The organism is Novosphingobium sp. KA1, assembly GCF_017309955.1.
Lineage (GTDB): Bacteria > Pseudomonadota > Alphaproteobacteria > Sphingomonadales > Sphingomonadaceae > Novosphingobium.
The window spans coordinates 3626364-3649638 of record NZ_CP021247.1 but is presented as its reverse complement, the minus strand read 5'-3'; the positions used below and the strand labels follow the sequence as shown (position 1 = coordinate 3649638).

Genomic DNA, 23275 nt, shown 5'->3' with positions numbered 1-23275 from the left:
CGTCCTGCCTGTCCGTGATCCGGTCGCCGTCAGTTGATCGTGGCCCGGAACACCAGCGTACGGGTGACGCCCGCCGCGATGTCCGCCAGCGTGCCGGTCACCGTGTTGCTGGCGAAGGTGCCGCCCGAGGTGCCGTCGGCGTTGCAGGTGCTGCCGGTGACCGTGCCGTTGAGCAGGATCGAACTGGCGACATAGGTCACGTTCGCGGGCAGGGGGTCGTTCACCGCGATATTGGTGGCGACGGCGCTGCCGGTCGCATTGGCGACGGAGATGCAATATTCGATGGTGGCGCCCGGAATGGCCTTGGGATTGCTCGTCCCGCTGACCGGATCGCTGACCACGCGGCTGGTCTTGAGCACGGAGAGCGCGGCGGCGCTGACCTTGAAATCGTCCTTGGCCGAGAAGGCGCCGTCGTTGGCCGCATCGCTGGCACCCGCGCCGTCCGCCAGCACGGTGTCGACACCGCTGGTGTTGGTCGAGCTGGTCGTCAGTGCCGCGCCTTGCGAGCCCGAGGTGCCGCCCGCCTTGGCGGTGGCGGTCAGCACCACCGAGGCGATGTCGCCGGTGACCTGGGTGGAGGGGATGTCCATCACCACGAAGACGGTCCTGGCCGCGTCCGCCGCCAGTTCGTCGAGGTAGGTGACCTGGGTGTCGGCCGAGGTGAACACGCCGTCGCCGTTGTCGAGGTAGATCTTGACGTTGGCGCCGTCGAAATTGTCGCTGCCGCCCCAGGCCGCGCTGCCGCCCGAAAGCTGGGCCGCGGTCAGCGCGAAGTCGAGCGTGTCGTTCGACAGGTTGGTGACCTTGAAGGTGCTCACCGCCTGGACCTGGCCGGGCGAGACGACGGTCGCCGCGCTGCCGACTTCGGTGACCGAGACGTTGACCTTGCGGTCGACCGTGAAAGTGTCGGACGCGGTCTTTGCGGTCTGCGCGACCCCGCCGACCTGATAGCCCACCGTCACGGTGTTCTGGATGGTGGCGCCGGCCGTGGTGCCTGTTGCGAAGGCGGGGCTGGAGCCGAGCGCGACGAGCGCAAGCGAGCTCGCCGCACCCAGCAGCGTGCTGGTGCGTGTCATGAACGAAGTTCCTTCAGGTATCTTGGACCGCGCCTGTTACCGCCCGCGACCCGTGGCGGAATTGTGCCGGGTCAGCGGAGTCAGCGGACCACGGCGTGATACTCCAGCGCGCCGGAGCCGCGGGGCGCGAGATGCGCCAGCGTCCAGCGGATATGCGTGACGTCCTCAAGCTGCGCGGGGCGGCGCATTCCCGCAGCATCGGCAACCGTCAGCGCGGCGAGCTTTCCGAAAGTCCTGCCGCCGTCGACCGAGACCTCGCAGCCGGCTTCCTCCGCCGCAAGGCGCACCGGCGCGGGCAGCGGATTGGTGACCACGAAATTGTCGACCGGCTTGTCGCCGTCGTTGCTGTAGCGCGTGGTGAAGAGCAGGCGGTCCCCGGGCACGACGGTGGTCGGCGCGGCGAGCACGGTCTTGCCGGTGCCGTTTGCGGTTACGGTCCTTTCCACCTGGACGTCGCCCTTGAGCGAGACAGGCTCGGCCGCCGATGCGGCGCCGGACAGCGCAAGGCCGAAAGCAAGAGCAGAGAGCGAGGCGGGCAGGTGGCGGTTCATCGCTTGGGTGACCCTTACTGGATGGTGACGTTGAAAGTGACGGTATGGGTGGAGCCGGCGGCGGCGGTGCCGACCAGCACGTCGATGCCGCTGGCCGAGGCCTTGCCGGCGTCGCCGTCGGCCGCATCGGTAAGCGCGGCGGCATCGAGCTTGAGCGTGCCGGCGGTGTAGCTGGTGCCGGCCGGGATCACGTCGGTAAGGCGCAGGTCGCCGATCGAACCGCTGCCGCCGATGGTGGCGACCAGCGTGTAGGTCACGCTGGCGCCGGGGACCGGCTGGCTGCCGCCGAAGGGGTCGGCGATGGCGGCGGACTTCACCAGCGCCACGGTGGCGACGGAGGCGACCAGCGATCCGTCGGCATCGGCATCGGCGCCCGAAGCGCCGACCACCGCATCGCCGCCGCCCTGACCCTTGCCCGCATAAGCCGTGCCCGGCGTGCCGCTGCCGGTGACGGCGCGGGCGGCGAGGTTGACCTTGCTGGTCTCGGCATCGGTCATGCCGCCGGGCCCGGTGACGACGACAAAGACGGTGAGCGACTTGTCCTGATCGATCGAGGGTGTCGCCGCGCCGGACGCCAGCACGGTATCGACGCCCGCGTCGTAAACGCCGTTGCCGTTGCTGTCCCAGGCGATGGCGGTGACCGCGGCGGTGAACGGGTTGCCGGAAACGGCCGGATTGGCGGTAAGGTGGAAGGCCTCGGGGCCATTGCCGGTGTTGGTGAGCTGGTAGGCCAGCACCGCGCTGCCACCGGCGATCGAGACCGGCGCGCTGTCCCGGGAGGCCAGCGCCACATCGAGCAGTTCGTCGACCTTCACGGTGACCGTGTTCGAATCCACCGTCCGGGTCGTCCCGCCGGCCGAGAAGCTGGCCGAGGCGGTGTTCTCGATCAGGGTGCCCGCCGCGACGCTGGCGGCCTGCGCCTGCGGGCATAGTGCAGGCGCGGCCAGCACGGCGGCCGTGGCGGCAAGGCGGGTTGCGATACGGGTTTGCGCGTAGGTCATGTCCCGGTTGGTGAACCGGTCTGGTTAGCGAACAGTTTACCCTGATTTGAGTTCATCCCAAGGTATGCAAACGGGAGAAATTGGATCATACTTTGGGATGTGGGATTTGTTTTTCTGGCGGATTCTCGCGGATATGCGGGCACTTGCGCCATTGGTGGGGATAGGGGGGAACACGTGATTCGACGTCTGATTATTGCCGATGACCATCCGATCTGCGTCTCGGCGTTAACTTCGGCGGTTAACGCGGTTGATGAGGGGATCCTCGTTTCGACCACCGACACGCTTTCCGGGGTGCGGGATCTGATCGCGCAAGGGCCGTTCGACGCGCTGCTGCTCGACCTCGCGCTGAAGGACAGCCAGGGGCTGGCCAACCTCGTCGCGGTGCAGGCCGCCGCGCCCAAGCTGCCGGTGCTGGTGGTGAGCGGCAATGCCGCGGCCGACCTTCCGGCCCGTGCGGCCATGCTGGGCGCGCGCGGCTTCCTCAACAAGACGGCGCCGCTGGCCGAGATGAAGTCGGCGATCGCCGTCATCCTCGAAGGCGGTACCTGGTTCCCGCTGCGCGAGGAGCCTGCCGATTCGCTGGCCGACAAGCTCTCGCCCGCGCAGATGCGGGTCATGGCGGAACTGGCGCAGGGCAAGTCGAACAAGCTGATCGCCTACAGCCTCGGCCTTACCGAGCCGACCATCAAGTCGCATCTTTCGGCGATCTACCGGGCGATCGGCGTACACAACCGCTCGCAGGCGCTGCTGGCGCTGCGGCAGGGGCTCGACGAGGCGGCGGCCTAGGCGCCGCCGGTTGCCGTGAGGCTAATCGGGGAAGCGGTGGGCGATCCACTCGGCGGTCTGGCGGGCGGCGTCCAGCAGGGGCGGCAGCACGGCCTCTGCCGGGATCGGGGACGCGGCCTTCTCGATCCCCTCGGCGGCGCGGGCCAGCCGGGTTGCCGACATGTTGCCGGCGGCGCCCTTGAAGCCGTGGGCCAGGCGGCGGGCGTGGTCTTCGTCGCCGCCGGTCAGCGCGGCGGCGATGACGCGAGCCTCATCCATCGCACAGGCCCCGAAAGCCCGGAGAATCGGCACCATCCGCGCTTCGCCCAGAGCCTCGAAGGAACGCGCGAGTTCCTCTTCGTCAACAAGCGGGGGGGCGGCGGTCTCCTTCATGTGCGAACTCCGGCAGGGGGGACAGGGCAGCAAGGCACGCACCATGGCGTGCGGAAGCGGCCTGTCGACGGTCGCGGGCATGTTACTCGGGGAAAACCGGAGGGCAACCTTCGCTTTGCGCGTGCGGCACCGGCGGGGACCACGATAGGGATGGCGGGATGACATCCCTTGCCTGGCCCCTGCTGAAACGGCGCCGTACGCCCGATGCCGAAATCGATTCCGCTGGCCAGACCTCCCGCCGCGAGTCATGGTCGATCTGGCTGGGGCGTGTCGCGGTCCTGGCGGCGGTATATGCGCTGGGCGGGGCGATCGGCCTCGATCTGGCGATCCCCCCCGGCTACGCGACGGTCGTCTGGCCCGCTTCGGGGCTTGCGCTCGCGGGACTGCTGGGCTGGGGGCGGCGACACTGGCCGGCGGTCTGGCTGGGCTCCTTCGCGATCAACGTCTACCATGCCCTTGGCGGTTCGGCGGGCGAGATCTCGATCGGCCATGCGCTGCTCAACGGCACCGTGTTCGGCGCCGGGGCGAGCCTGCAGGCGGTTGTTGCGGCCAGCGCCGCGCGGCGCTGGTTCGTCTCGGGCATCGACCTCGGGACCCCGCGCCGTCTTGCCGCGTTCCTGGGGGCCGTGCTGCTGGCGCCCTGCCTGATTTCCGCCTCCGTCGGCACGGTGATGCTGGCTCTTGGCACGGGCATCGACCTGACGCTGGCGCTGCGCAACTGGTACACCTGGTACGGCGGTGACGTGCTGGGCATCTCGGCAGTGCTGCCGACCCTGCTGTTCTCGCCGATCTCGCCGGTGCCGCTGCGCTGGCGCGGGCGGGTGCTGCGCGGGGTCACGGCGCTGGTGGCGATCTGCCTGGCGCTGGCCACCGGGGCGACCTTCGTCCTGTGGAAGCACAGCGTGGAGCAGCAGTACGGGCGCGCCCAGGCCAGCTTCTTTGCCATCACCACCGAGACCGAGCGGGCGCTCGACCGCCGGTTCGAGATCTATTCGCAGGCGCTTGGCGCCGCGGCGGGCCTGCTGGCGGTGGACCCGGCGATGACCGAGCGGCGCTGGGAGGCCTATGTCGGCGCGACCGGACTGGAACAGCACCTGCCCGGGCTCCTCGGCATCGGCACGATCGAGGCGATGTCCTCGTCCGACCTCGACCGGCTGGTGCGCGAGATGGAGCGCGCGGGCGATCCCCCGCTCGATGTCCATCCCTTGACCGGGCGCGACTGGCATTACGTGGTCACGCTCGTCGCGCCGTTCGAGCGCAACAAGCGCATCTACGGGCTGGACCTGGGGTTCGATCCGAACCGCCGCGCGGCGATGGCGCGCGCGCGCCGGATCGGCCAGACGGTGCTGACGCCGCAGATCGGCCTGCTGCAGAAGGATCGGCCCAGCCCCGGCTACCTGCTGCTGCTGCCGCTCGGCGCGCGGCCGCACGGCCATGACGAGAAAGTGCCGGGCTTCCGCTGGGCCTATGCGCCGATCGAGATCGACCACATCTTTGCCGGACTGACCACCGGGCAGGGGCAGGACTTCACGCTGGAGGTCTTCGAAGGCGACACCACCGATCCGGCGCGCCGCATCTACGCCACCGGCGCGGGGACCGAGGATGCCGCCGATCCGCTGTTCCGGCGCACGGCCCGCGTCACCGTCTCCGGGCGGCAATGGACCTTGCGCTGGGCCAGCCTGGAGCCTTTCGAGACGCGGGCGATGTCGAACGAGCCGCTCAGCGTGCTGCTGGGCGGCGGGCTGGTCACGGTGCTGCTGGGGCTCCTGCTCAGCCACTTCGTGCGGCGCGAGGCGACGATCTCGCGCGAGGTGGACATGGCCACCGGCGAACTGGCCCGGGTCGCCGAGGAGCGGCGCCTCGCGGTGGAGGATCTCAACGAGAGCAACCGCCTCTTGCTGCTGGCGGAGGCAACCATGCATGTCGGCCACTGGCAGCTCGATTTCGTGACCGGGCAGGTGCTCTGGTCCGACGAATTGTTCCACATCCACGGCCTGCCTCCGGGACCGTCGCCGAGCCCTGCCGAAGTGCTCGAATTCTACGTGCCGGAGGACCGGGCGATCGTGGTGGCGGCCATCGATGCGGCGCGCAAGTATGGGGCGCCGTGCCGGTTTGCCGCCTGCGTGCGCCGCGCGGACGGGGCGCTGCGCCATGTCGAGATCGTCGCCCATGTCGAGCCTGCCGAGGATGGCAGCCCCGGCGGGCTGTTCGGCGTCCTGGCCGATCGCACCGAGGAAGTGGAACTGCGCAACGAACTCCTGCGCACGCGTGACGAGGCCCGTGCGGCGGCCGATGCCAAGAGCGCGTTCCTGGCCAACATGAGCCACGACATCCGCACGCCGATGAACGCGGTGCTGGGGTTCGCGGAAATGCTGCACGGCGCCGACCTGCCGCTGGAACAGCATCGGCAGGTCGGGATCATCCTCGATTCCGGCCGCAACATGATGAGCCTGCTCAACGACATCCTCGACCTTTCGAAAATCGAGGCCGGGCGCATGGAACTGGTCGAGCGCAGTTTCGACGTTCATGCCCTGCTTGGCGGGGCGATCGAGCTGTTCCGCCAGTCGGCGGCGGAACGCGGCATCGCGCTGGCCCTCGATCTCGATCCGGCGGTGCCGCAGTGGATCCGCGGCGACAAGGTGCGCATCCGCCAGATCCTCGACAACCTGCTCAGCAATGCGGTCAAGTTCACCGGCAAGGGGCAGGTCACGCTGGCGGCGCGGGTCCAGCGCGGCAAGGGCGCGGCGCGGCTGGCGATCTCAGTGAGCGATACCGGCATCGGCATCGCCGCGGACCGGCAGCAGCATATCTTCGACGGCTTCACCCAGGCCGATGCCTCGATCCATGAGCGGTTCGGCGGCACCGGACTGGGCCTCGCGATCTGCGCGCGGCTGGCGGCGCTGATGGGCGGCACCGTCGCGGTGGAGAGCGTGACCGGGCACGGCTCCACCTTCACGCTGCGCCTGCCGCTGCGGCCCGCGCGGGCGCGCACGGAAGGGGTGGAGGAGGCGGCCTGGGGAGAGGAACCGGATCGCCCGCTGGCGCTCGCCGGCCGGGTGCTGGTGGCGGAAGACAATCATATCAACCGCATGGTCGTGGCGGCCATGCTCGACCGGCTGGGCATCGAGCATGTCTTTGCGGGCGACGGCGAGGAGGCGATTGCCGCCGTCAAGGCCGCGCGGGCGGCGGGCGAGCCCTTCGCGATGGTGCTGATGGACATCCAGATGCCGCGCATGGGCGGCCACGATGCGGCGCGGGCCTTGCGCCGGGCGGGTATCGATGCCGAGGAACTGCCGATCGTCGGCCTTTCCGCCAATGCCTTCCCCGAGGATACCGTGGCCGCGCTCGAGGCCGGGATGCAGGCCCATCTCACCAAGCCGCTGCGACTGGAAGCGCTGGCCGCCGTGCTGGCTGAGTTTGCCGGCGAGCCGGAAGGCGGCGGCGAAACGGACCCGGGGCAGGCCGATTGATGAACCGCGATCATGGCCGGGGCGGGCACTGCGAGATCAGCCGCGCCAGCGCAGTGCGTCGACCAGCAGGCGGAAGGCGGCGGAGGACTGGCGGCGGCTCGGATAATAGAGGTGGTAGCCGGGGAAGGGCTGGCACCAGTCTTCCAGCAGCGGCACCAGTTCGCCGCGCTCGACATAAGGGCGCGAATAGGATTCCATCATGATCGCGATGCCGGTGCCGTCGAGCGCGGCGCGCAGGATCATCGGCATCGAGTTGAACGTCAGCTGCCCGTCGACCCGCACGTTGAGCGCGCGGCCATCCTTCTCGAACTCCCAGGCATAGAGGTTGCCGCGCGTGCGGAAGCGCAAGTTGATGCACTGGTGCGCGGCGAGATCGTGCGGGGTTTCCGGCCTTCCCTGGCGGGCGAGATAGGCGGGCGAGGCGACCGGCACCAGCCGCATTTCGGGGCCGATGCAGACCGCGATCATGTCCCGCGCAACCGATTCGCCAAGCCGGATGCCCGCGTCGAAACGGTCCGCGACGATGTCCGACAGGCCGGAATCGACGCTCACTTCGACATTGATGTCCGGGTAGCGCTCGAGAAAGGGTTTCAGCGAGGGCCAGAGCAGTTCGTGCGCGGCCTGTTCGGTGGTGGTGAGGCGGATGGTGCCCGCCGGACGTTCGCGCAGTTCGCTGATCGAGGCGAGGCTGAGGCTGATTTCCTCCATCGCCGGACGCAGGCTGGCGAGCAGCCGCTCGCCCGCTTCGGTGGGCGCCACGCTGCGGGTGGTGCGGGCCAGCAGCCGCACGCCGAGGCGGGCCTCGAGGCGGCGGATCGTGTGGCTCAGCGCCGATTGCGAGGAATCGAGCTTGGCCGCCGCGCGGGTGAAGCTGCCCTCGTCGGCGACGGCGATGAAGGCAATCAGGTCGGCCATGTGTTCGCGTTGCATTAATGAGCCTGTATCATGACTGCATTGCAATTTCCTCTGGTTTTCGTGCGCGGCTCGCGCGCCTATATGGCACTATGCTGCATCGCGGCATTCCTTCCTCCCGACCAAGGATCTCTCTTCAGATGAAGACCATCGGCTACGCAGCCCAGTCTCCCGAGACCCCGCTTGCGCCCTATGCTTTCGAACGCCGCGAACTGCGCGGCAACGACGTTGCCATCGAGATCCAGTACTGCGGCGTCTGCCACTCGGACCTCCATACCGCCCGCAACGACTGGGGCGGCACCGTCTATCCGATCGTGCCCGGGCACGAGATCGTCGGCCGCGTCACCGCCGTCGGCCCCGAGGTTTCGCGTCACGCGGTGGGCGATACCGTTGCCATCGGCTGCCTCGTCGACAGCTGCGGCCACTGCGACCAGTGCGAGCACGACCACGAGAATTACTGCCGCAACGGCTGGGTCGGCACCTACAACGGCCGCGACAAGGTGACCGGTGACGTCACCCAGGGCGGTTATGCCCGCGACATCGTCGTGCGCGAGGAATTCGTGCTGCGCATGCCCGAGGGCCTTGACGTCGCCAAGGCGGCACCGCTGCTCTGCGCGGGCATCACCACGTATTCGCCGCTGCGCGAATGGAACGTGGGCGAAGGCACCCGCGTCGGCGTGATCGGCCTTGGCGGTCTTGGCCACATGGCGGTGAAGCTCGCCGCGGCGATGGGCGCGGACGTGACCGTGTTCAGCCGTTCGCCCGGCAAGGAAGCCGACGCGCTGGAACTGGGCGCCGCGCGCGTGCTGATCTCCAGCGACGAGACGGCGATGAAGGCGGCTGCCAGCAGCTTCGACTTCATCATCGACACGGTGCCGGTCAAGCACGACCTCAACCCCTATCTGCCGCTGCTCGACGTCGACGGCAGCCTGGTGCTGGTCGGCCAGATCGGTCCGGTCGACGAACCGATCACCACGCCGCTGGTCTTCGGCCGTCGCCGCATTGCCGGCTCGCTGATCGGCGGCATCGCCGAGACCCAGGAAATGCTCGACTTCTGCGCCGAGAAGAACATCCTTCCCGAAGTCGAGATGATCCGCATGGACGAGATCAACCATGCCTACGAACGCATGGAGCGTTCCGACGTGCACTACCGCTTCGTGATCGACATGAGCACGCTGGAAGGCGCTGCTGCCTGATCGGGGCGCACTGCCCGGAGATGGAATGGCCGGTGGGACGTACCACCGGCCATTTCCGCAGCGGCGCCGGATCCTCCCGGTTCCTGTTCATACGGTTTCTTACCTCTTGACCTGAAAGGCAAAACAGGGACATCTTCGGGCTCCTCCAATGCGACTGGTGGAGTTCCGTGATCTTGCGAGCCGCAATCGTCCGTATCCTGGCGTGCCCGCTCATCCCGCCCCAAGCGCTGGCCCCGGCTCTGGTCTTGTGCCTGCTTTCCGGCTGCGCCGCCGGGCCGGACTATGTCCCGAGCAGCGCGGCGCAGCTGGGGGTGCCGGACCAGTGGTCGGTCACCGCTCCGCCCGGCGGTGAGGATCTGACCGCCTGGTGGCGCAAGTTCGACGATCCCGTGCTCACCCAGCTGGTGGAGCAGGCTGCCGGTGCCAACCTCGATCTGGCGCAGGCGCAGGCCCGCTTGCGGCAGGCGCGCGAGGCGCTGGTCATCAGCCGCGCGGCCCTGCTGCCGTCGCTGTCGGGCTCGGGCAGTGTCAACCGCACCGAAACGCTGAAAGGCGGCGGCACCACGCTGACCTTGCCGGACGGCACCGTCACCACCACCGGAGGCGGCGGCAGTACCAGCTTCACGCTCGGGCTCGATGCCAGTTACCAGCTTGACCTGTTCGGCGGCAATCGCCGCGCGGTGGAGGCGAGCAGGGCGCAGTTCGAAGGCGCCGGTTTCGACTATGCGGCCACGCTGCTGACGGTGGAAAGCGAACTTGCGCGCAACTACGTGCTGGCGCGGGGCTATCAGGCGCAGATCGCCAATGCCCGGGCCAGCCTCGCGATCCAGGACGAGAACCTCGAGATCGCCCGCTGGCGGGTGATGGCAGGGCTGGTCTCCTCGCTCGACGAGCAGCAGGCGCGCTCCAGCCGGGCGCAGGCGGCGGCGGCGATCCCGTCGCTGGAGCAGCAATACAACGCCGCCGTCTCGCGCATCGGCGTGCTCACCGGGCAGGCGCCGGGCGCGGTGAAGCCGCTGCTGGAAACGGTTCGGCGGATCCCGCGCGGGCCGGACATGGTGGGGCCGGACGGGGTTGGCGTCGGCATTCCCGCCAATGTCCTGCGCCAGCGGCCCGACGTGCGTGCGGCCGAGCGCAACCTTGCCGCCACCACCGCGCAGATCGGCGTGGCCAGGGCGCAGCTCTATCCGCAGCTTACCATCTCCGGTAGCCTCGACACCAATGCGCGCAGTTTCAGCGGGCTGTTCGACACGATCACCGGCGGCCTGTTCGGCGGGATCAGCCAGGCGATCTTCAACGGCGGGCGACTGAACGCGCAGGTCCGTTCGAACGAGGCGGCGGCGCAGGGCGCCTTCGCGGCCTACAAGTCCTCGGTGCTGACCGCGCTGGAGGATGTCGAGAATGCCGTGGTCGCGCTGCGGAGTGCCGAAACGCGCGAGAAGGAACTGGCCGAGGCGCTGGATGCGGCCAGCAGTTCGGCGCTGCTGGCGCGCATGCAGTACCGCTCGGGCCTTACCGATTTCACCACCCTCAACACCCAGGAAGCCGCGCTGGTTTCGGCCCGCAACGGGCTGGTGCTGGCCCATGCCGACCGGGCGAACGCCCTGGTCGCGCTTTACGACGCGCTGGGCGGCGGCTGGGACGCGCGGCAGGACTACACCACGCTCGCGGGCCGTCCGGCCGTTGCGCGGCAGGGCACCAAGGCACAGGAAACCGACTGAGCATGGCCGACGAAACCCTCGACGAATTCCTCGGCGCGGACAAGCGGGCGCTGTGGCAGCGCAAATGGGCGGTCTGGACGGCGCTGGCGGTGCTGGTCGTGCTGGCCTTGCTGCTCTCGCAGTGTTTTCGGGGCGCCGAGAAGACGGCCTATGCCACGACCCGGGCCGAGAAGGGGCGTCTGGTGACGACGGTCTCCGCCACCGGCAAGCTGGCGCCGACCAACCAGGTGACGGTCGGCTCGCAGCTTTCCGGCCTCGTGGTCAAGGTGCTGGTCGACGTCAACGACCGGGTTAAGAAAGGGCAGGTGCTGGCCGAGATCGATCCCGAGCAGATCGAGGACCAGATCCGCCAGTACACCGCGCAAGTGAACGCCAATCTGGCGCAAGTGGCGCAGAACAAGGCGACCCTGGCGGAATCGCAGGCGCAGCTGGCGCGGCTGGAGGAAGTCTCGCGGCTGTCGGGCGGCAAGGTGCCGTCGAAGACCGAGTTGCAGGCGGGCCGCGCCGACGTCCAGCGCGCGGCGGCGGCGGTGAAGACGGCCGAGGCCAATGTCGCGGCCGCCCGTGCGACGCTGGCACAGAGCCAGACCCAGCGCTCGCGCGCGCTGATCGTCTCGCCGGTCTCGGGCGTGGTGCTCGCGCGGGAGGTCGATCCCGGCCAGACGGTCGCCTCCTCGTTCAACACGCCGACGCTCTTCGTGATCGCCGAAGACCTCAGCAGCATGAAACTGGAAGTGGCGATCGACGAGGCGGACGTCGGCACGGTGAAGGAAGGGCAGGCGGCGACCTTCACGGTCGATGCCTTCCCCGGCGATTCCTTCCCGGCGAAGATCACGCGCGTGGAAATCGGCTCGAACCTCACGGTATCCTCGGCGACATCGTCGAGCTCGACCGCCACGACCAGCAGTTCCAGCGGGCAGGTGGTGTCCTATGCCGCCGATCTCTCGGTCGCCAATGCCGATTTCCGGCTGCGACCGGGCATGACCGCGACGGCGGAAATCGTCACCTCGGACAAGACCGGGGTGCTGCTGATCCCCAATGCCGCGCTCTCGTTCACGCCGCAGAGCGCGGGCGCGGGCGGCAAGTCGGGCGGCGTCACCTCGGCGATCGGTTTCCGTCCGCCCCGGCGCGGCGGCGGCGGCGCCAGCAAGAGCGCGACGCTCGAACGCGGCTCGCGGCGCACGATCTACGTGCTGGGCGCCGATGGCACGCCGCAGGCGGTGGAGATCGTGATGGGCTCCAGCAACGGCCAGCAGACCGAAGTGACCGGCGGCTCGCTCCGGCCGGGCATGGAAGTCATCACCGGGCAACTCGCGCCGGGCGGCAGCTGAGAGGCGCGGCGGTGTCCCGGCCGATCATTGCCCTGAGCGGGATCACCAAGGTCTTCGGCACCGGTGAAACCGCGTTCCGGGCGCTCAAGGGGGTCGATCTCGACGTCGCCGCCGGGGACTTCGTGGCGGTGATGGGGCCGTCGGGCTCGGGCAAGTCGACGATGATGAACATCCTGGGCTGCCTCGATGTGGCAAGCGGCGGGCAATACCTGTTCCATGGCCACCACGTGGAGACGCTCGACCGCGACCAGCGTGCCCTGCTGCGCCGCAAGCATCTCGGCTTCGTGTTCCAGGGCTTCAACCTGCTGGCGCGCACGTCGGCGCTGGAGAACGTGGAGCTGCCGCTGCTCTATCGCGGCGATGCCCGGCAGGACCGGCGCAAGATGGCGATGGAGGCGCTGGACCGGGTGGGCCTGGCCGACTGGGCGCACCATACGCCGGGCGAACTGTCCGGCGGGCAGCAGCAGCGCGTCGCGATTGCCCGGGCCATCGTCACCAATCCGGCGGTGCTGCTGGCGGACGAACCCACCGGCAACCTCGACAGCCAGCGTTCGGTGGAGATCATGGAGTTCCTGTCCGCGCTCAACCGCAATTCCGGGATCACCGTGCTGATGGTCACGCACGAGCCCGACATGGCCGAATACGCGCGGCGGATCGTCCACTTCAAGGACGGGCTGATCGACCGGATCGAGCAGGGCGCGGCGGCTGAGAGCGGAGTGGCCGGCTGATGCTGGGCACGATCTTCCTGCTCGCGCTGCGCTCGATCCGCCGCCACGTGCTGCGTTCGCTGCTGACGATGCTGGGCATCGTCATCGGCGTGGGCGCGGTGGTCTCGATGGTGACGCTGGGCAAGGCGACGACGGCGGCGGTGACCCAGCAGATCGCGGCGCTGGGCACCAATATCCTTCAGGTCCGCCCCGGTCAGGGCTTCGGGCGCGGCGGCGGCGGCACCACCCCGCGCGATTTCGAACTGGCCGACATCGCCGCGATCCGCCAGCAGGTGGGCGGGGTGACCGCGGCGGCGCCGTCCGTCTCGTCGAGCGCGACGGCGATCTACGAGGGGGCCAACTGGTCCACCACGATCAATGGCACCACTGCGGACTACTTCCGGATCTCGCCCTGGCCCTTGCAGGAAGGGCGGCTGTTCTCGCCGGACGAGGAAAGCGCCGGCAAGGCGGTGTGCATCATCGGCACGACGGTGGCGAAGAACCTGTTCGGCAATGCCGATCCGGTCGGCAAGCGGTTCCGCCTCGGCAATGTCAGCTGCGACGTGATCGCGCTGCTCAGCACCAAGGGGCAGGCCGGGTTCGGCGGCGATCAGGACGATACCGTGATCATGCCGCTCAAGACCGTGCAGCGGCGTTATCTCGGCACCACCACGGTGCGCACGATCCTGGTGGGCATCGACGACCACTATTCCAGCGAGCAGGTGCAATCCACGCTCGCCAACCTGCTGCGCGAACGGCGGCGGATCACCGCGGGCAAGGAAGACGACTTCAACATCTTCGACACCAAGCAGATTTCCGATACGCTGACCCAGACCACCTCGATGCTGACCAGCATCGTTGCGGCGGTGGCGGCGATCAGCCTGGTGGTCGGCGGCATCGGCATCATGAACATCATGCTGGTCTCGGTGACCGAGCGCACGCGCGAGATCGGCATCCGTCTCGCCATCGGCGCGGTGGCGAGCGAGGTGCTGATGCAGTTCCTGGTCGAGGCCATCGTGCTCTCGTGCCTTGGCGGGCTGATCGGGCTGGTGCTGGCGCAGGTCGTGGTGGCCATCGCGGTGCCGCTGATGAACGTGCCGTGGATCTTCGAACCCGCCGTCAACCTCGGTGCCTTTGCGGTTTCGGCGGCGATCGGGGTGATCTTCGGTTATTTCCCGGCCCGCCGCGCGGCGAGCCTCAATCCTATCGACGCGCTTCGGCACGAGTAGCAGGCGCGACGACAAACGGGCGGTACTGGCGGAAAGAGGGGCGGCTGATGCGTGGATTGATCGTGGGCATGGCGAACGACCAGTCGCTGGCCTGGGGCTGTGCGGAAGTCCTGCGCGAGGCGGGGGCGGAACTTGCCATCACCTACCAGAACGACAAGGCCCGGCGCTTTGTCGAGCCGCTGGCGCAGGAACTCGAGGCGCCGATCTTCACGCCGCTCGACGTTACCGACCCGGCGCAGGTCGAGGCCCTGTTTGCCGAGATCGCCGCGCGTTGGGGCGGGCTCGATTTCCTGCTCCATTCGATCGCCTATGCCCCCAAGGACGACCTGCACGGGCGGGTGGTGGACAGCTCCGCCGAAGGCTTTCGCACCGCGATGGACGTTTCCTGCCATTCGCTGATCCGGCTGGCGCGCCATGCCGAGCCGCTGATGGCGGGCGGCGGATCGATCCTGACGATGAGTTTCTACGGTTCCGAAAAGGTGGTGCCGGGCTACGGCATCATGGGGCCGGTCAAGGCCGCGCTGGAGGCGAGCGTGCGTTATCTCGCCGATGAACTGGGCGCGCAGGGCATCCGCGTCAACGCGCTCTCGACCGGGCCGGTGCGCACGCGGGCGGCCTCGGGTCTCTCGCACCTTGACGAACTGATCCGCCTCGCCTCCGACAAGGCGCCGCTGCACCAGCTGGTGACGGTCGAGCAGATCGGCCAGATGGCGGCGTTCCTGCTGGGCCCGAGGGCGCGCTTCGTGACCGGGCAGACGATCTACGTCGACAGCGGCTACAACGTCGTCGGGGGCTAGGCGGAATGTGTCCGCGCCGCCTGGGGCGTAAGTGCGGCCTTGCCTGCCGCACCGGACAGGTGTCTGATTGCGAGGTCGAATTTGATAGGAGTGGTGCCGAGATGACGTCCCCGATCCTGGTCGCAACCGATCTTAGCGCGCGGAGCGACCGCGCGGTCGACCGTGCCTTCGAACTGGGGCGCGATCTCGGCCTGGTGGTCGAAGTGGTGCATGTGCGCAAGGACGAGGGGCACGACGGCGTGTCGGACGCGGCCTTGCAGCAACGTGTCCGTGAAATCCTGCCGCCGGGCGCCGCCGCGGCCGACGTGCTGGTCCCCGAAGGCTCGCCGCCGGGCACCATCGCCCGTATCGCCAAAGAGCGCGGGGCGCAGCTGATCGTGGCCGGCGTCGCCCGGTTCAACCAGATTTCGGACTATTTCCTCGGCACCGCGATCGATTACCTGCTGCGCCATGCCGAAGTGCCGGTGCTGGTGGTCAAGCAGCGCCCGCGCGGGCTCTATCGCCGCATTCTTGTGCCGAGCGACTTCTCGCCCGCCTCGAAGCAGGCGATCCTTACCGCCGCGCGGCTCATTCCCGATGCGGCGATCCGGGTCGTGCACGTGTTCCACATCGGTTTCGAAAGCTGGGGCGTGGCCGACCATGTGCGCGAGGAAACGCTTGCCCGCGCGCAAAGCGGCCTCGCCGAATTTCTGGCCTCGGACGACCTGGCGCCCTTTGCCGGACGCATCGAGGGGGTGCTGGCAAGCGGCGAGGCCGAGGCGGCGGTTGGCCGGGCGATCGAGGATTACGACGCCGATCTGGTCGTGCTGGGAACCCAGGGCGGCGGCGCGCTGCGGCAATTGACCGGCGGCAGCCGCGCCAATTCGCTGCTTGCCTGGATCAGGCCGGATACGCTGATGGTACGGCTGCCGGGCTGAGTTTCAGGCCAGTTCCTCGAACCAGCCGAGCTTTCGCATCAGCGCCTTCTCGGCTTCGAGCAGGAAAAACATCGCGGCGCCGATTGCCAGCATCGCCGCGCCGTCGCGGATCGAGAGCGGGGCGGTATCGAACACCGCCTGCAAGGGCGGCGCATAAGTGAAGGCAAGCTGCGCGATGACCGCGCCGCCCACCGCGATCAGCACCGCGCGGGTGCCTTGCAGGCCGGCGTGGCTCAGGGATCGCATGTGCATGTAGCGGACGTTGAACAAGTAGAAGATCTCGGCGATCACCAGCATGTTGACGACCATCGTGCGCGCTTCGCGCAGGCTGTCCCCGGCCCATTGCGCGCCGAAGAACACGGCCAGCAGCACGGCGGCGAACAGCACCGAGACCAGCAGCACCCGCCAGAGCAGGAAGGCCGAGAGCAGCGGCGCATCGCGGCGGCGGGGCGGGCGCGCCATGATCCCCGGTTCCGGCGGTTCGAAGGCGAGGACGAGGCCCAGCGTCACCGTCATCACCAGGTTGATCCAGAGGATCTGCGTGGCGGTCATCGGCAGGGCAAAACCGAGGAGGATGGCCAGGATCACCGCGATGCCCTCGCCGCCATTGGTCGGCAGGGTCCAGGCGATGACCTTGCGGATATTGTCGTAGACGGTGCGTCCCTCGCGCACGGCGGCGACGATCGAGGCGAAGTTGTCGTCGAGCAGCACCATTTCCGCCGCCTCGCGCGCGGCCTGGGTGCCGGAAAGGCCCATCGCGGTGCCGACGTCGGCCTGCTTGAGCGAGGGCGCGTCGTTCACCCCGTCGCCGGTCATGGCGACGATGGCGCCGCGCGCTTGCTGCGCGCGGACGATGCGCAGCTTGTGTTCGGGGCTGGCGCGGGCAAAGACGGCGGTGCGGGGCACCGCCTCGGCCAGTTCCGCGTCGCTCATCGCCTCGATCTGGGTGCCGGTGAGAGCGCGGGGGGCATCGGCCAGCGCCAGCTGGCGGGCGATGGCGAGGGCGGTTCCGGCATGATCGCCGGTGATCATCCTGACCGCGATCCCGGCGGAGCGGCACTCGGCGATTGCCCGTCGTGCCTCCTCGCGCGGGGGATCGATGAAGCCCATGAGGCCCAGCATCGTTGCCCCTTGCAGCAGGCCGAAATCCAGCTTTTCGGTGGCCGGGGGCAGTTCGCGCATGGCAAAGCCCAGCACCCGCTCGCCTTCGTCGGCGGCGCGCGTCGTGCCCAGTTCCCAGGCCTCGGCATCCTCGCGGCTGGCGCCCAGTGCCAGGACCGCCTCGGGCGCGCCCTTGATGAAGACCAGGCTGCGTCCGGCGGCGTTACGGCATAGCGTTGCCATCAGCCGGTGGCTGGCGTCGAAGGGGATTTCGTCGACGCGGCGCCATTCGCCGCGCAGATGCGCCTCGTCGATCCCGGTCTTGCGGGCGAGGGCGATGAGCGCGCCTTCCATCGGGTCGCCGGTGACGGTCCAGATGCCGTCGGCCTGCCGCAAGTGGGCGTCGTTGCACAGCACGCCGCAGCGCACGATGTCGGCGGCAGTGGCGATGGCGGCGGCATCGTCGCGGCCGCCGCGGCAGGTGATGGCCCCTTCGGGCAGGTAGCCGCCGCCCTCGACCCGCAGTTCGTGCAAGCCGGTCATGACCCGGCTGACCATCATCTCGTTGCGGGTGAGCGTGCCGGTCTTGTCGGTGCAGATCACCGAAGTCGCGCCCAGCGTCTCGACCGCGGGCAGTTTGCGGATCACCGCCTTGCGCGCGGCCATGCGCTGCACGCCGATGGCAAGGGTGATGGTGATGACCGCAGGCAGGCCCTCGGGAATGGCGCCGACCGCCAGCGCCACGACCGCGATCAGCGCATCCACCCAGTCGAAGCCGCGCACCAGCACGGCGAAGGCGAACAGCGCGGCGGCGCCGAGCGAGATCGCCGCGGTCAGCCTGGCGGCGAAGCTGTCGATCTGGCGCAGCAAGGGCGTGGCGAGGCTGGGCACGGACTGGAGCAGGGTGTTTATCCGGCCGATCTCGGTGGCGGTGCCGGTGGCGACAACCACGCCGGTGGCCTGACCGCGCGCGACGAGCGTGCCGGAATAGGCCATGGCCGAACGCTCGGCGAGCGGGGCATCGGCGGCGACCGGGAGCTCGCCTTTTTCGGCGGCGACCGATTCCCCGGTGAGCGCGGCTTCCTCGATCGCGAGGGCGCGCACGCGGATCAGCCGCAGGTCCGCCGGCACCCGGTCTCCGGCATCGAGCATGACCACATCGCCGGGCACCAGCGTGGCCGCATCGACGCTTTCGCGAAGGCCGCCGCGCACGACATGGGCCTTGTCCGAAATCAGGCTCTCCATGCCGGACAAGGCCTTTTCCGCGCGGCCTTCCTGGATGAAGCCGACCACCGCGTTGACGACCACCACGGCCACGATCACCAGCGCGTCGACCGCGTGTTGAAGCAGCAGCGCGGCCAGGGCCGAGGCCAGCAGGAAATAGATCAGCGCGTTGTGGAACTGCGCCAGGAAACGCAGCAACGGGCTGCGTCCGCGCGGGGCGGGCAGGCTGTTGGGGCCATGGGCCTTCAGCCGCAGCGCGGCTTCGGTTTCGCTGAGGCCCTGCGGCGCGGTATCGAGGAAGGCCAGTGCCTCTGCCGTGGCCAGGGCATGCCAGTCGCGGAGCGGTTCAGTCTGCATCGATCCTCCGGGGCGCGGGGTCGCAAGTCGGCGTGTGGCGGCCTTGGCCACGCGGACGTGATGCCGGAGAACAGATCCTCCGGTGGATGTCGTTGTTGCAGCAATTTGATTTAATGTAATGAAATAGATCGGAATTGGAGATACGGCAAGCCAATATGCCCGGTGATCGCAGGCGGCCGTTTCAGGTATTCGGCGGCAGTGTCTATTCGGGTAAACCCGGATGGTAATCCTGCGTTATTCAGGTCACTGCCGGAATTGTCGCGGTATTGTGCGAAAAGGCTGCAGGGGGTCCGATGAAGGCAGGATTGGGGCTGGCGCTTGGTGCGTCGCTGGTGATGGGCGCGGCATGCGGGATGGACCCGGCCCTGGCGCAAGGCGCCAAGGCGACGTCGCCGCCGGAGTTCGCGCGCCGGATCGAGCAGCTGAAGCCCGGTGAATGGGTATGGGCACCCGATGTCGCGCCTGAGGGGCCGGTGCTGGTCTATGTCGACCTCTCCAGGCAGGTGGCGCTGGTCTATCGCAACGGCGTGCGCATCGCGGCCACCACCGTGTCCAGCGGCAAGGATGGCTATGCCACGCCCACCGGCGTCTTCACCATTCTCCAGAAGGATGCCGACCATCGTTCGAGCACCTACAACAACGCGCCGATGCCGTTCCAGCAGCGGCTGACCTGGGACGGGGTGGCGCTCCATGCCGGCGGCCTTCCGGGCTATCCGGAGAGCCATGGCTGCGTGCACTTGCCCTACCAGTTCGCGCGCGAGCTGTTCGCGGTGACAAAGCTGGGCGTGACCGTCGTGGTCGAGGGGGATGCCGCCAGCCACGTGCGGACCAGCGACAACAGCCTGCTCTCGCCCTTCAACGACAAGGGGCAGAAGACCGGACATACCCCGCTTGCCGGGGGGCAGCAGTACCGCTGGCAGCCCGAGCTGGCGCGTTCCGGCCCGCTCTCGATCATCGTTTCCCGGCTCGACGGGCGGGTCGTGGTGCTGCGCGGCGGCACCGAGATCGGCCGCAGCGTGGTGGAGGTCGACGCGGCCGATCACGGCAGCCACGTCATCACCATGGTCATGCGCGGCGGCCAGCCGCACTGGGTCTATGTCGGCCTGCCGGGGCACACTTCCGAGGACGGGGTGGAAGTGGATGAAGCCGCGCTCAACCGCCTGCGCCTGCCGCGCGGGTTCTACGACAAGCTGAAGACCGCGCTCACGCCGGGGGCGACGATTCTCGTCACCGATTCGCGCGTGGGCGACGCGCCGCTCGAACATCTGACTGTCATCGATGCGGTAAAACCGGCGCCCTGAACCGGGCTTTGGACCGGCGGATACCGTGCATGACCCATCGTGCGGCGAAGGGGGTGTCGAATCGTCCCGCCGCTGGCACAGGTGGTCGATCAACGACGACAGCGGCGATCAGGTGCGGCAACCCTGGTCGCCGCTCTCGATGGAATTCCTCGAACGACCAGGAGGACTTGCTTGAAAATCGCCGTTTTCAGCACGAGGCCCTACGACCGTGAGTTTCTCGATCATGCCAACGAGGCGGCGGGCGGGCGTCATGTCTTTTCGTGGTACGAGGCGCGCCTCAATGCCAACACCGCCAACCTGGCGCGCGGGCATGACTGCGTCTGCGCTTTCGTCAACGACCAGCTTGGCGCCGAAGTGCTGGAGATCCTGGCCGGGCAGGGCACCCGGCTGATCGCGCTGCGCAGCGCCGGCTTCAACAACGTCGACCTGGAAGCGGCGCGGCGGCTGGGTCTTTCGATCGGCCGCGTCCCTGCCTATTCGCCCGACGCCATCGCCGAGCATGCGGTGGCGCTGATCCTTTCGCTCAACCGCAAGATCCACAAGGCCTATGCCCGTGTGCGCGAGGGCAACTTCGCGCTGGAAGGGCTGCTGGGGTTCGATCTCAAGGGCAAGGTCGCAGGGGTGATCGGCACCGGCCGGATCGGCATCAATGTCGCGCGCATCCTCAAGGGGTTCGGCTGCGAGGTGCTGGCCAGCGATCCCTTCGAGACGCCCGAACTGACGCAGATCGGCGGGCGCTACGTCCCGCGCGAGGAGCTGCTGGCGCGCTGCGACATCATCTCGCTGCATTGCCCGCTCACCCCCGATACCCATCACCTGATCGGCCGCGAGGCGATCCGCACGATGAAACCCGGCGTCATGCTCATCAACACCAGTCGCGGCGCGGTGATGGATGCGCGTGCGGTGATCGCCGGACTCAAGAGCGGACGGGTCGGCTACGTCGGGCTCGACGTCTACGAGGAAGAGGAAGACCTGTTCTTCGAGGACTTGTCCGAACAGGTGATCCGCGACGATGTCTTCGTGCGCCTGATGACGTTCCCGAACGTGCTCATCACCGGCCATCAGGGCTTCTTCACGCGCGAGGCGATGACCGCGATCGCCGGGACGACCCTGGCCAATATCGGCGCCTTCGAGGAGACCGGCACGCCGCTCCATCCGGTGCCGGTCGAGCGTCGGGGCTGACCCTTGGCGGCCCTCGCGATCCTGCCGATCGCGCTGCTCGTGGTCCTGATGACGGGGCTGCGCTGGTCGGCCGCGGCAGCCGGATCGCTGGCGGCGGTGATCGCCGCGATCGTGGCGGTGGTGGGTTTCCAGTTCGGCGAGACTCCCGCCGATCTTGCCGGGCCGGTGCTGGAAGCGGGGTTCACCGCCGCGACGATCCTGTGGATCATCTTTCCCGCACTTTCGATCCACGAATACCAGACCCGCATCGGCGCCACGGCCGTGATCGGCGAATGGCTGGCGTCGATTTCGCGCGATCCGGCCGCGACGGCGCTGCTGCTGGGCTGGTTCTTCGCGATGTTCCTCGAAGGCGCCTCGGGTTTCGGCACGCCCATCGCGATCGTCGCGCCGATGCTGGTGGCCCTGGGCGTGCCGCCCGCGCGCGCGGTCCTGGTGGCCTTGCTGGGCCATGTCGCGGGGGTCTCGTTCGGTGCGGTGGGCGCGCCGATGGTGCCGCTGCTCGAGGCCGGTCTGTTCGACGCGCGGCGGCTGAGCCTTGAGATCCTGGTGCTGCATGCCTGCCTTGGCTGGATGTTCGCCCAGCTTGTCGTGACTTATGCCATCGGCGGCGGGGCGCAGGGCCTCTTCGCGGGAAGGGCGACGGTCGCGGCCCGGCGCACGGCGCTGATGGCGGCGGTGTGCTTTTTCGCGGCCGCGGCGCTGGTCGCGGCGCTGGCGGGGGCGGAACTGCCGACGCTGGGCGGCGCATTGCTGGGCGGCGGGCTGTTTGCCGCCTGGCTGCGGCGTGGAAGTGGGGGGACGCTGCGATCGGGGCCGGCCGGACGCGAGGTTGTCATGGCCGGCTTGCCCTATGTCGTGCTGGTGGCGCTCATCCTGGTGAGCCGTCTGGTGCCGCCCTTGCAGGCCGCCTTGCGGACGTGCCGCATCGAATGGAGCTATGGTCACGGTTTTGGCGAGGTGATGCTGCCGCTCTATCATCCCGGCACGATGCTGTTGCTGGCATTCCTCTGCACGGCGCTGGCCCATCGCGCCGCGCCAAGGCAGGTCGGGGCATCGATGCTGGCGGCGCTGCGGCGGCTGCCGCAAGTCGGAATCGCGCTTGTCGCGGTGCTGACGCTGGCGCGCTTCATGGTTCACGGCGGCATGATCGATGCGCTTGCAGTGGGCGCGACCACGCTGTTCGGGCGGGCCTGGCCACTGGCGGTGCCGCTGGTGGGGGCGCTGGGGTCGTTCGTCACCGGGTCGGGAACGGCCTCGAACATCATCTTCGCCAATTTCCAGATTGCCGCTGCCGACGCGGTGCGGCTGCCGCACGGCCTGGCGCTTGCGGGGCAGAGCGTGGGCGCGGCGGTGGGCAACATCATGGCCCCGCACAACATAGTCGCCGGGACCGCGACGGTCGGACTGGTCGGGCGGGAGGGAGAAACACTGGCGCGCACGGTGCCGGTCTGCCTTGCCTACGTGGCGCTGGCCGGGGGGCTGGTGTTCACGGTGCAGGCGTTGCTGCCCTGACGGCCGCCGCTGAGGGCAACCCCTGCGGCCGTGGCTGCGCGGAATTTGCCGATGCCGTCCGGATCACCGATTTTTCGTTTTCCCAAGTCATTTGATGAATTTATCGATCCTGCATTTGTGCCTGTTGCCGATCGTGATGTGGCAATTTCGGCCGAATTGTCCGAGCCGAGGCAACTTCGAGTGCATGATTGTGCAACGTCTATTGAACGACTTGTCGCAGCAATGTAACATTTTCGGGCGAAAGCGATCTCGGATCGAATTCGTCTTTCGCCGGATGGGGCCGTGCCGACAGGCTTGGTCCCCGCCGTCCGAAATGGGAGTGTGCCGTGAAGTCCTGAAGCGTCGGGGTCGTTCACGTCACCGATTTTCCGCCTCCTGTCCCAAGTCACCACCGAGCGCGTCGGGAGGCGGAAAATACCCGTCTGCGGGCCGGTTATGCTGCGCGCAGCATGGTCATTGGTTTTGCTGCGAACAATGATCGGAAATTCGCATCGGCTGCGGGCATCGGCGCCCTTGAACGCGCGGGGGAATC

18 protein-coding genes are annotated in these 23275 nt (G+C 68.5%); 12 read left to right on the top strand and 6 right to left on the bottom strand.

Going from position 1 to position 23275, the window contains the following annotated elements:
• Nucleotides 1–29 precede the first annotated feature (29 nt).
• The 3 genes from CA833_RS17505 to CA833_RS17495 form a co-directional block, all read right to left on the bottom strand.
• Nucleotides 30–1076: a DUF11 domain-containing protein gene (locus CA833_RS17505; RefSeq protein WP_142632988.1), complete on the bottom strand. Its 1047-nt coding sequence runs from the start codon at nucleotides 1074–1076 to the stop codon at nucleotides 30–32.
• 80 nt (nucleotides 1077–1156) lie between these two features.
• Nucleotides 1157–1627 carry a hypothetical protein gene (locus CA833_RS17500; protein WP_207078775.1) on the bottom strand — a complete coding sequence of 157 codons (471 nt, stop codon included), beginning with the start codon at nucleotides 1625–1627 and terminating at the stop codon, nucleotides 1157–1159.
• Nucleotides 1628–1641: 14 nt separating this feature from the next.
• On the bottom strand, nucleotides 1642–2628 hold the full coding sequence (locus tag CA833_RS17495) for a DUF11 domain-containing protein (protein WP_207078774.1): 987 nt from the start codon (nucleotides 2626–2628) through the stop codon (nucleotides 1642–1644).
• A gap of 174 nt (nucleotides 2629–2802) precedes the next feature.
• On the opposite strand from CA833_RS17495, the gene CA833_RS17490 reads away from it, so the two are divergent.
• Nucleotides 2803–3414 (top strand): response regulator transcription factor, encoded by a 612-nt coding sequence (locus CA833_RS17490; RefSeq protein WP_142632995.1) that lies wholly within the window; start codon nucleotides 2803–2805, stop codon nucleotides 3412–3414.
• Nucleotides 3415–3435: 21 nt separating this feature from the next.
• On the opposite strand, the gene CA833_RS17485 is transcribed toward CA833_RS17490, so the two are convergent.
• Complete coding sequence (locus CA833_RS17485) at nucleotides 3436–3786, bottom strand: Hpt domain-containing protein (protein ID WP_207078773.1); 351 nt, start codon at nucleotides 3784–3786, stop codon at nucleotides 3436–3438.
• A gap of 158 nt (nucleotides 3787–3944) precedes the next feature.
• On the opposite strand from CA833_RS17485, the gene CA833_RS17480 reads away from it, so the two are divergent.
• Nucleotides 3945–7256 carry a CHASE domain-containing protein gene (locus CA833_RS17480; RefSeq protein WP_207078772.1) on the top strand — a complete coding sequence of 1104 codons (3312 nt, stop codon included), beginning with the start codon at nucleotides 3945–3947 and terminating at the stop codon, nucleotides 7254–7256.
• 36 nt (nucleotides 7257–7292) lie between these two features.
• Here the strand turns inward: CA833_RS17480 and CA833_RS17475 are convergent, their stop codons facing one another.
• Nucleotides 7293–8186, bottom strand: coding sequence for a LysR family transcriptional regulator (locus tag CA833_RS17475; RefSeq protein WP_207078771.1), 894 nt, complete (start codon nucleotides 8184–8186; stop codon nucleotides 7293–7295).
• 122 nt (nucleotides 8187–8308) lie between these two features.
• Here CA833_RS17475 and CA833_RS17470 point away from each other — a divergent pair, with 122 nt between their 5' ends.
• The 7 genes from CA833_RS17470 (at nucleotide 8309) to CA833_RS17440 (ending at nucleotide 16066) form a co-directional block, all read left to right on the top strand.
• The gene (locus CA833_RS17470) at nucleotides 8309–9364 is read left to right on the top strand and encodes an NAD(P)-dependent alcohol dehydrogenase (RefSeq protein WP_207078770.1); all 1056 of its coding nucleotides are present in this window, start codon (nucleotides 8309–8311) and stop codon (nucleotides 9362–9364) included.
• Between the two features lie 212 nt (nucleotides 9365–9576).
• Nucleotides 9577–11085 (top strand): efflux transporter outer membrane subunit, encoded by a 1509-nt coding sequence (locus CA833_RS17465; protein ID WP_207080161.1) that lies wholly within the window; start codon nucleotides 9577–9579, stop codon nucleotides 11083–11085.
• Between the two features lie 2 nt (nucleotides 11086–11087).
• On the top strand, nucleotides 11088–12416 hold the full coding sequence (locus CA833_RS17460) for an efflux RND transporter periplasmic adaptor subunit (protein ID WP_142633005.1): 1329 nt from the start codon (nucleotides 11088–11090) through the stop codon (nucleotides 12414–12416).
• Between the two features lie 11 nt (nucleotides 12417–12427).
• A complete protein-coding gene (locus CA833_RS17455) occupies nucleotides 12428–13144 on the top strand; it encodes an ABC transporter ATP-binding protein (protein WP_207078769.1) in 717 nt (238 codons plus the stop codon).
• The gene (locus CA833_RS17450; RefSeq protein ID WP_207078768.1) at nucleotides 13144–14352 is read left to right on the top strand and encodes an ABC transporter permease; all 1209 of its coding nucleotides are present in this window, start codon (nucleotides 13144–13146) and stop codon (nucleotides 14350–14352) included. Before CA833_RS17455 ends, CA833_RS17450 begins: the two co-directional genes overlap by 1 nt.
• Before the next feature lie 47 nt (nucleotides 14353–14399).
• Nucleotides 14400–15149, top strand: coding sequence for an enoyl-ACP reductase FabI (gene fabI, locus CA833_RS17445; RefSeq protein WP_142633011.1), 750 nt, complete (start codon nucleotides 14400–14402; stop codon nucleotides 15147–15149).
• 101 nt (nucleotides 15150–15250) lie between these two features.
• Nucleotides 15251–16066, top strand: a complete 816-nt coding sequence (locus tag CA833_RS17440; RefSeq protein ID WP_207078767.1) for a universal stress protein — start codon at nucleotides 15251–15253, stop codon at nucleotides 16064–16066.
• Between the two features lie 3 nt (nucleotides 16067–16069).
• Here CA833_RS17440 and CA833_RS17435 read toward each other — a convergent pair whose 3' ends face one another.
• Nucleotides 16070–18748: an HAD-IC family P-type ATPase gene (locus CA833_RS17435; RefSeq protein WP_207078766.1), complete on the bottom strand. Its 2679-nt coding sequence runs from the start codon at nucleotides 18746–18748 to the stop codon at nucleotides 16070–16072.
• Between the two features lie 293 nt (nucleotides 18749–19041).
• On the opposite strand from CA833_RS17435, the gene CA833_RS17430 reads away from it, so the two are divergent.
• From CA833_RS17430 to CA833_RS17420, 3 genes are all read left to right on the top strand, one after another.
• Complete coding sequence (locus CA833_RS17430) at nucleotides 19042–20049, top strand: L,D-transpeptidase (protein WP_207078765.1); 1008 nt, start codon at nucleotides 19042–19044, stop codon at nucleotides 20047–20049.
• Between the two features lie 171 nt (nucleotides 20050–20220).
• Entirely contained in the window at nucleotides 20221–21231 is a 1011-nt protein-coding gene (locus CA833_RS17425; protein WP_207078764.1) for a 2-hydroxyacid dehydrogenase, read from the top strand.
• A 3-nt stretch (nucleotides 21232–21234) separates the two neighbouring features.
• Nucleotides 21235–22743: an L-lactate permease gene (locus tag CA833_RS17420; protein ID WP_207078763.1), complete on the top strand. Its 1509-nt coding sequence runs from the start codon at nucleotides 21235–21237 to the stop codon at nucleotides 22741–22743.
• Nucleotides 22744–23275 lie beyond the last annotated feature (532 nt).

What these genes read in the sequence shown, in the direction of transcription:
- CA833_RS17505 (WP_142632988.1), bottom strand. Translation starts at nt 1,076, where the DNA reads ATGACACGCACCAGCACGCTGCTGGGTGCGGCGAGCTCGCTTGCGCTC.
- CA833_RS17500 (WP_207078775.1), bottom strand. Translation starts at nt 1,627, where the DNA reads ATGAACCGCCACCTGCCCGCCTCGCTCTCTGCTCTTGCTTTCGGCCTT.
- CA833_RS17495 (WP_207078774.1), bottom strand. Translation starts at nt 2,628, where the DNA reads ATGACCTACGCGCAAACCCGTATCGCAACCCGCCTTGCCGCCACGGCC.
- CA833_RS17485 (WP_207078773.1), bottom strand. Translation starts at nt 3,786, where the DNA reads ATGAAGGAGACCGCCGCCCCCCCGCTTGTTGACGAAGAGGAACTCGCG.
- CA833_RS17480 (WP_207078772.1), top strand. Translation starts at nt 3,945, where the DNA reads ATGACATCCCTTGCCTGGCCCCTGCTGAAACGGCGCCGTACGCCCGAT.
- CA833_RS17475 (WP_207078771.1), bottom strand. Translation starts at nt 8,186, where the DNA reads ATGCAACGCGAACACATGGCCGACCTGATTGCCTTCATCGCCGTCGCC.
- CA833_RS17470 (WP_207078770.1), top strand. Translation starts at nt 8,309, where the DNA reads ATGAAGACCATCGGCTACGCAGCCCAGTCTCCCGAGACCCCGCTTGCG.
- CA833_RS17460 (WP_142633005.1), top strand. Translation starts at nt 11,088, where the DNA reads ATGGCCGACGAAACCCTCGACGAATTCCTCGGCGCGGACAAGCGGGCG.
- CA833_RS17450 (WP_207078768.1), top strand. Translation starts at nt 13,144, where the DNA reads ATGCTGGGCACGATCTTCCTGCTCGCGCTGCGCTCGATCCGCCGCCAC.
- fabI (WP_142633011.1), top strand. Translation starts at nt 14,400, where the DNA reads ATGCGTGGATTGATCGTGGGCATGGCGAACGACCAGTCGCTGGCCTGG.
- CA833_RS17440 (WP_207078767.1), top strand. Translation starts at nt 15,251, where the DNA reads ATGACGTCCCCGATCCTGGTCGCAACCGATCTTAGCGCGCGGAGCGAC.
- CA833_RS17435 (WP_207078766.1), bottom strand. Translation starts at nt 18,748, where the DNA reads ATGCAGACTGAACCGCTCCGCGACTGGCATGCCCTGGCCACGGCAGAG.
- CA833_RS17430 (WP_207078765.1), top strand. Translation starts at nt 19,042, where the DNA reads ATGAAGGCAGGATTGGGGCTGGCGCTTGGTGCGTCGCTGGTGATGGGC.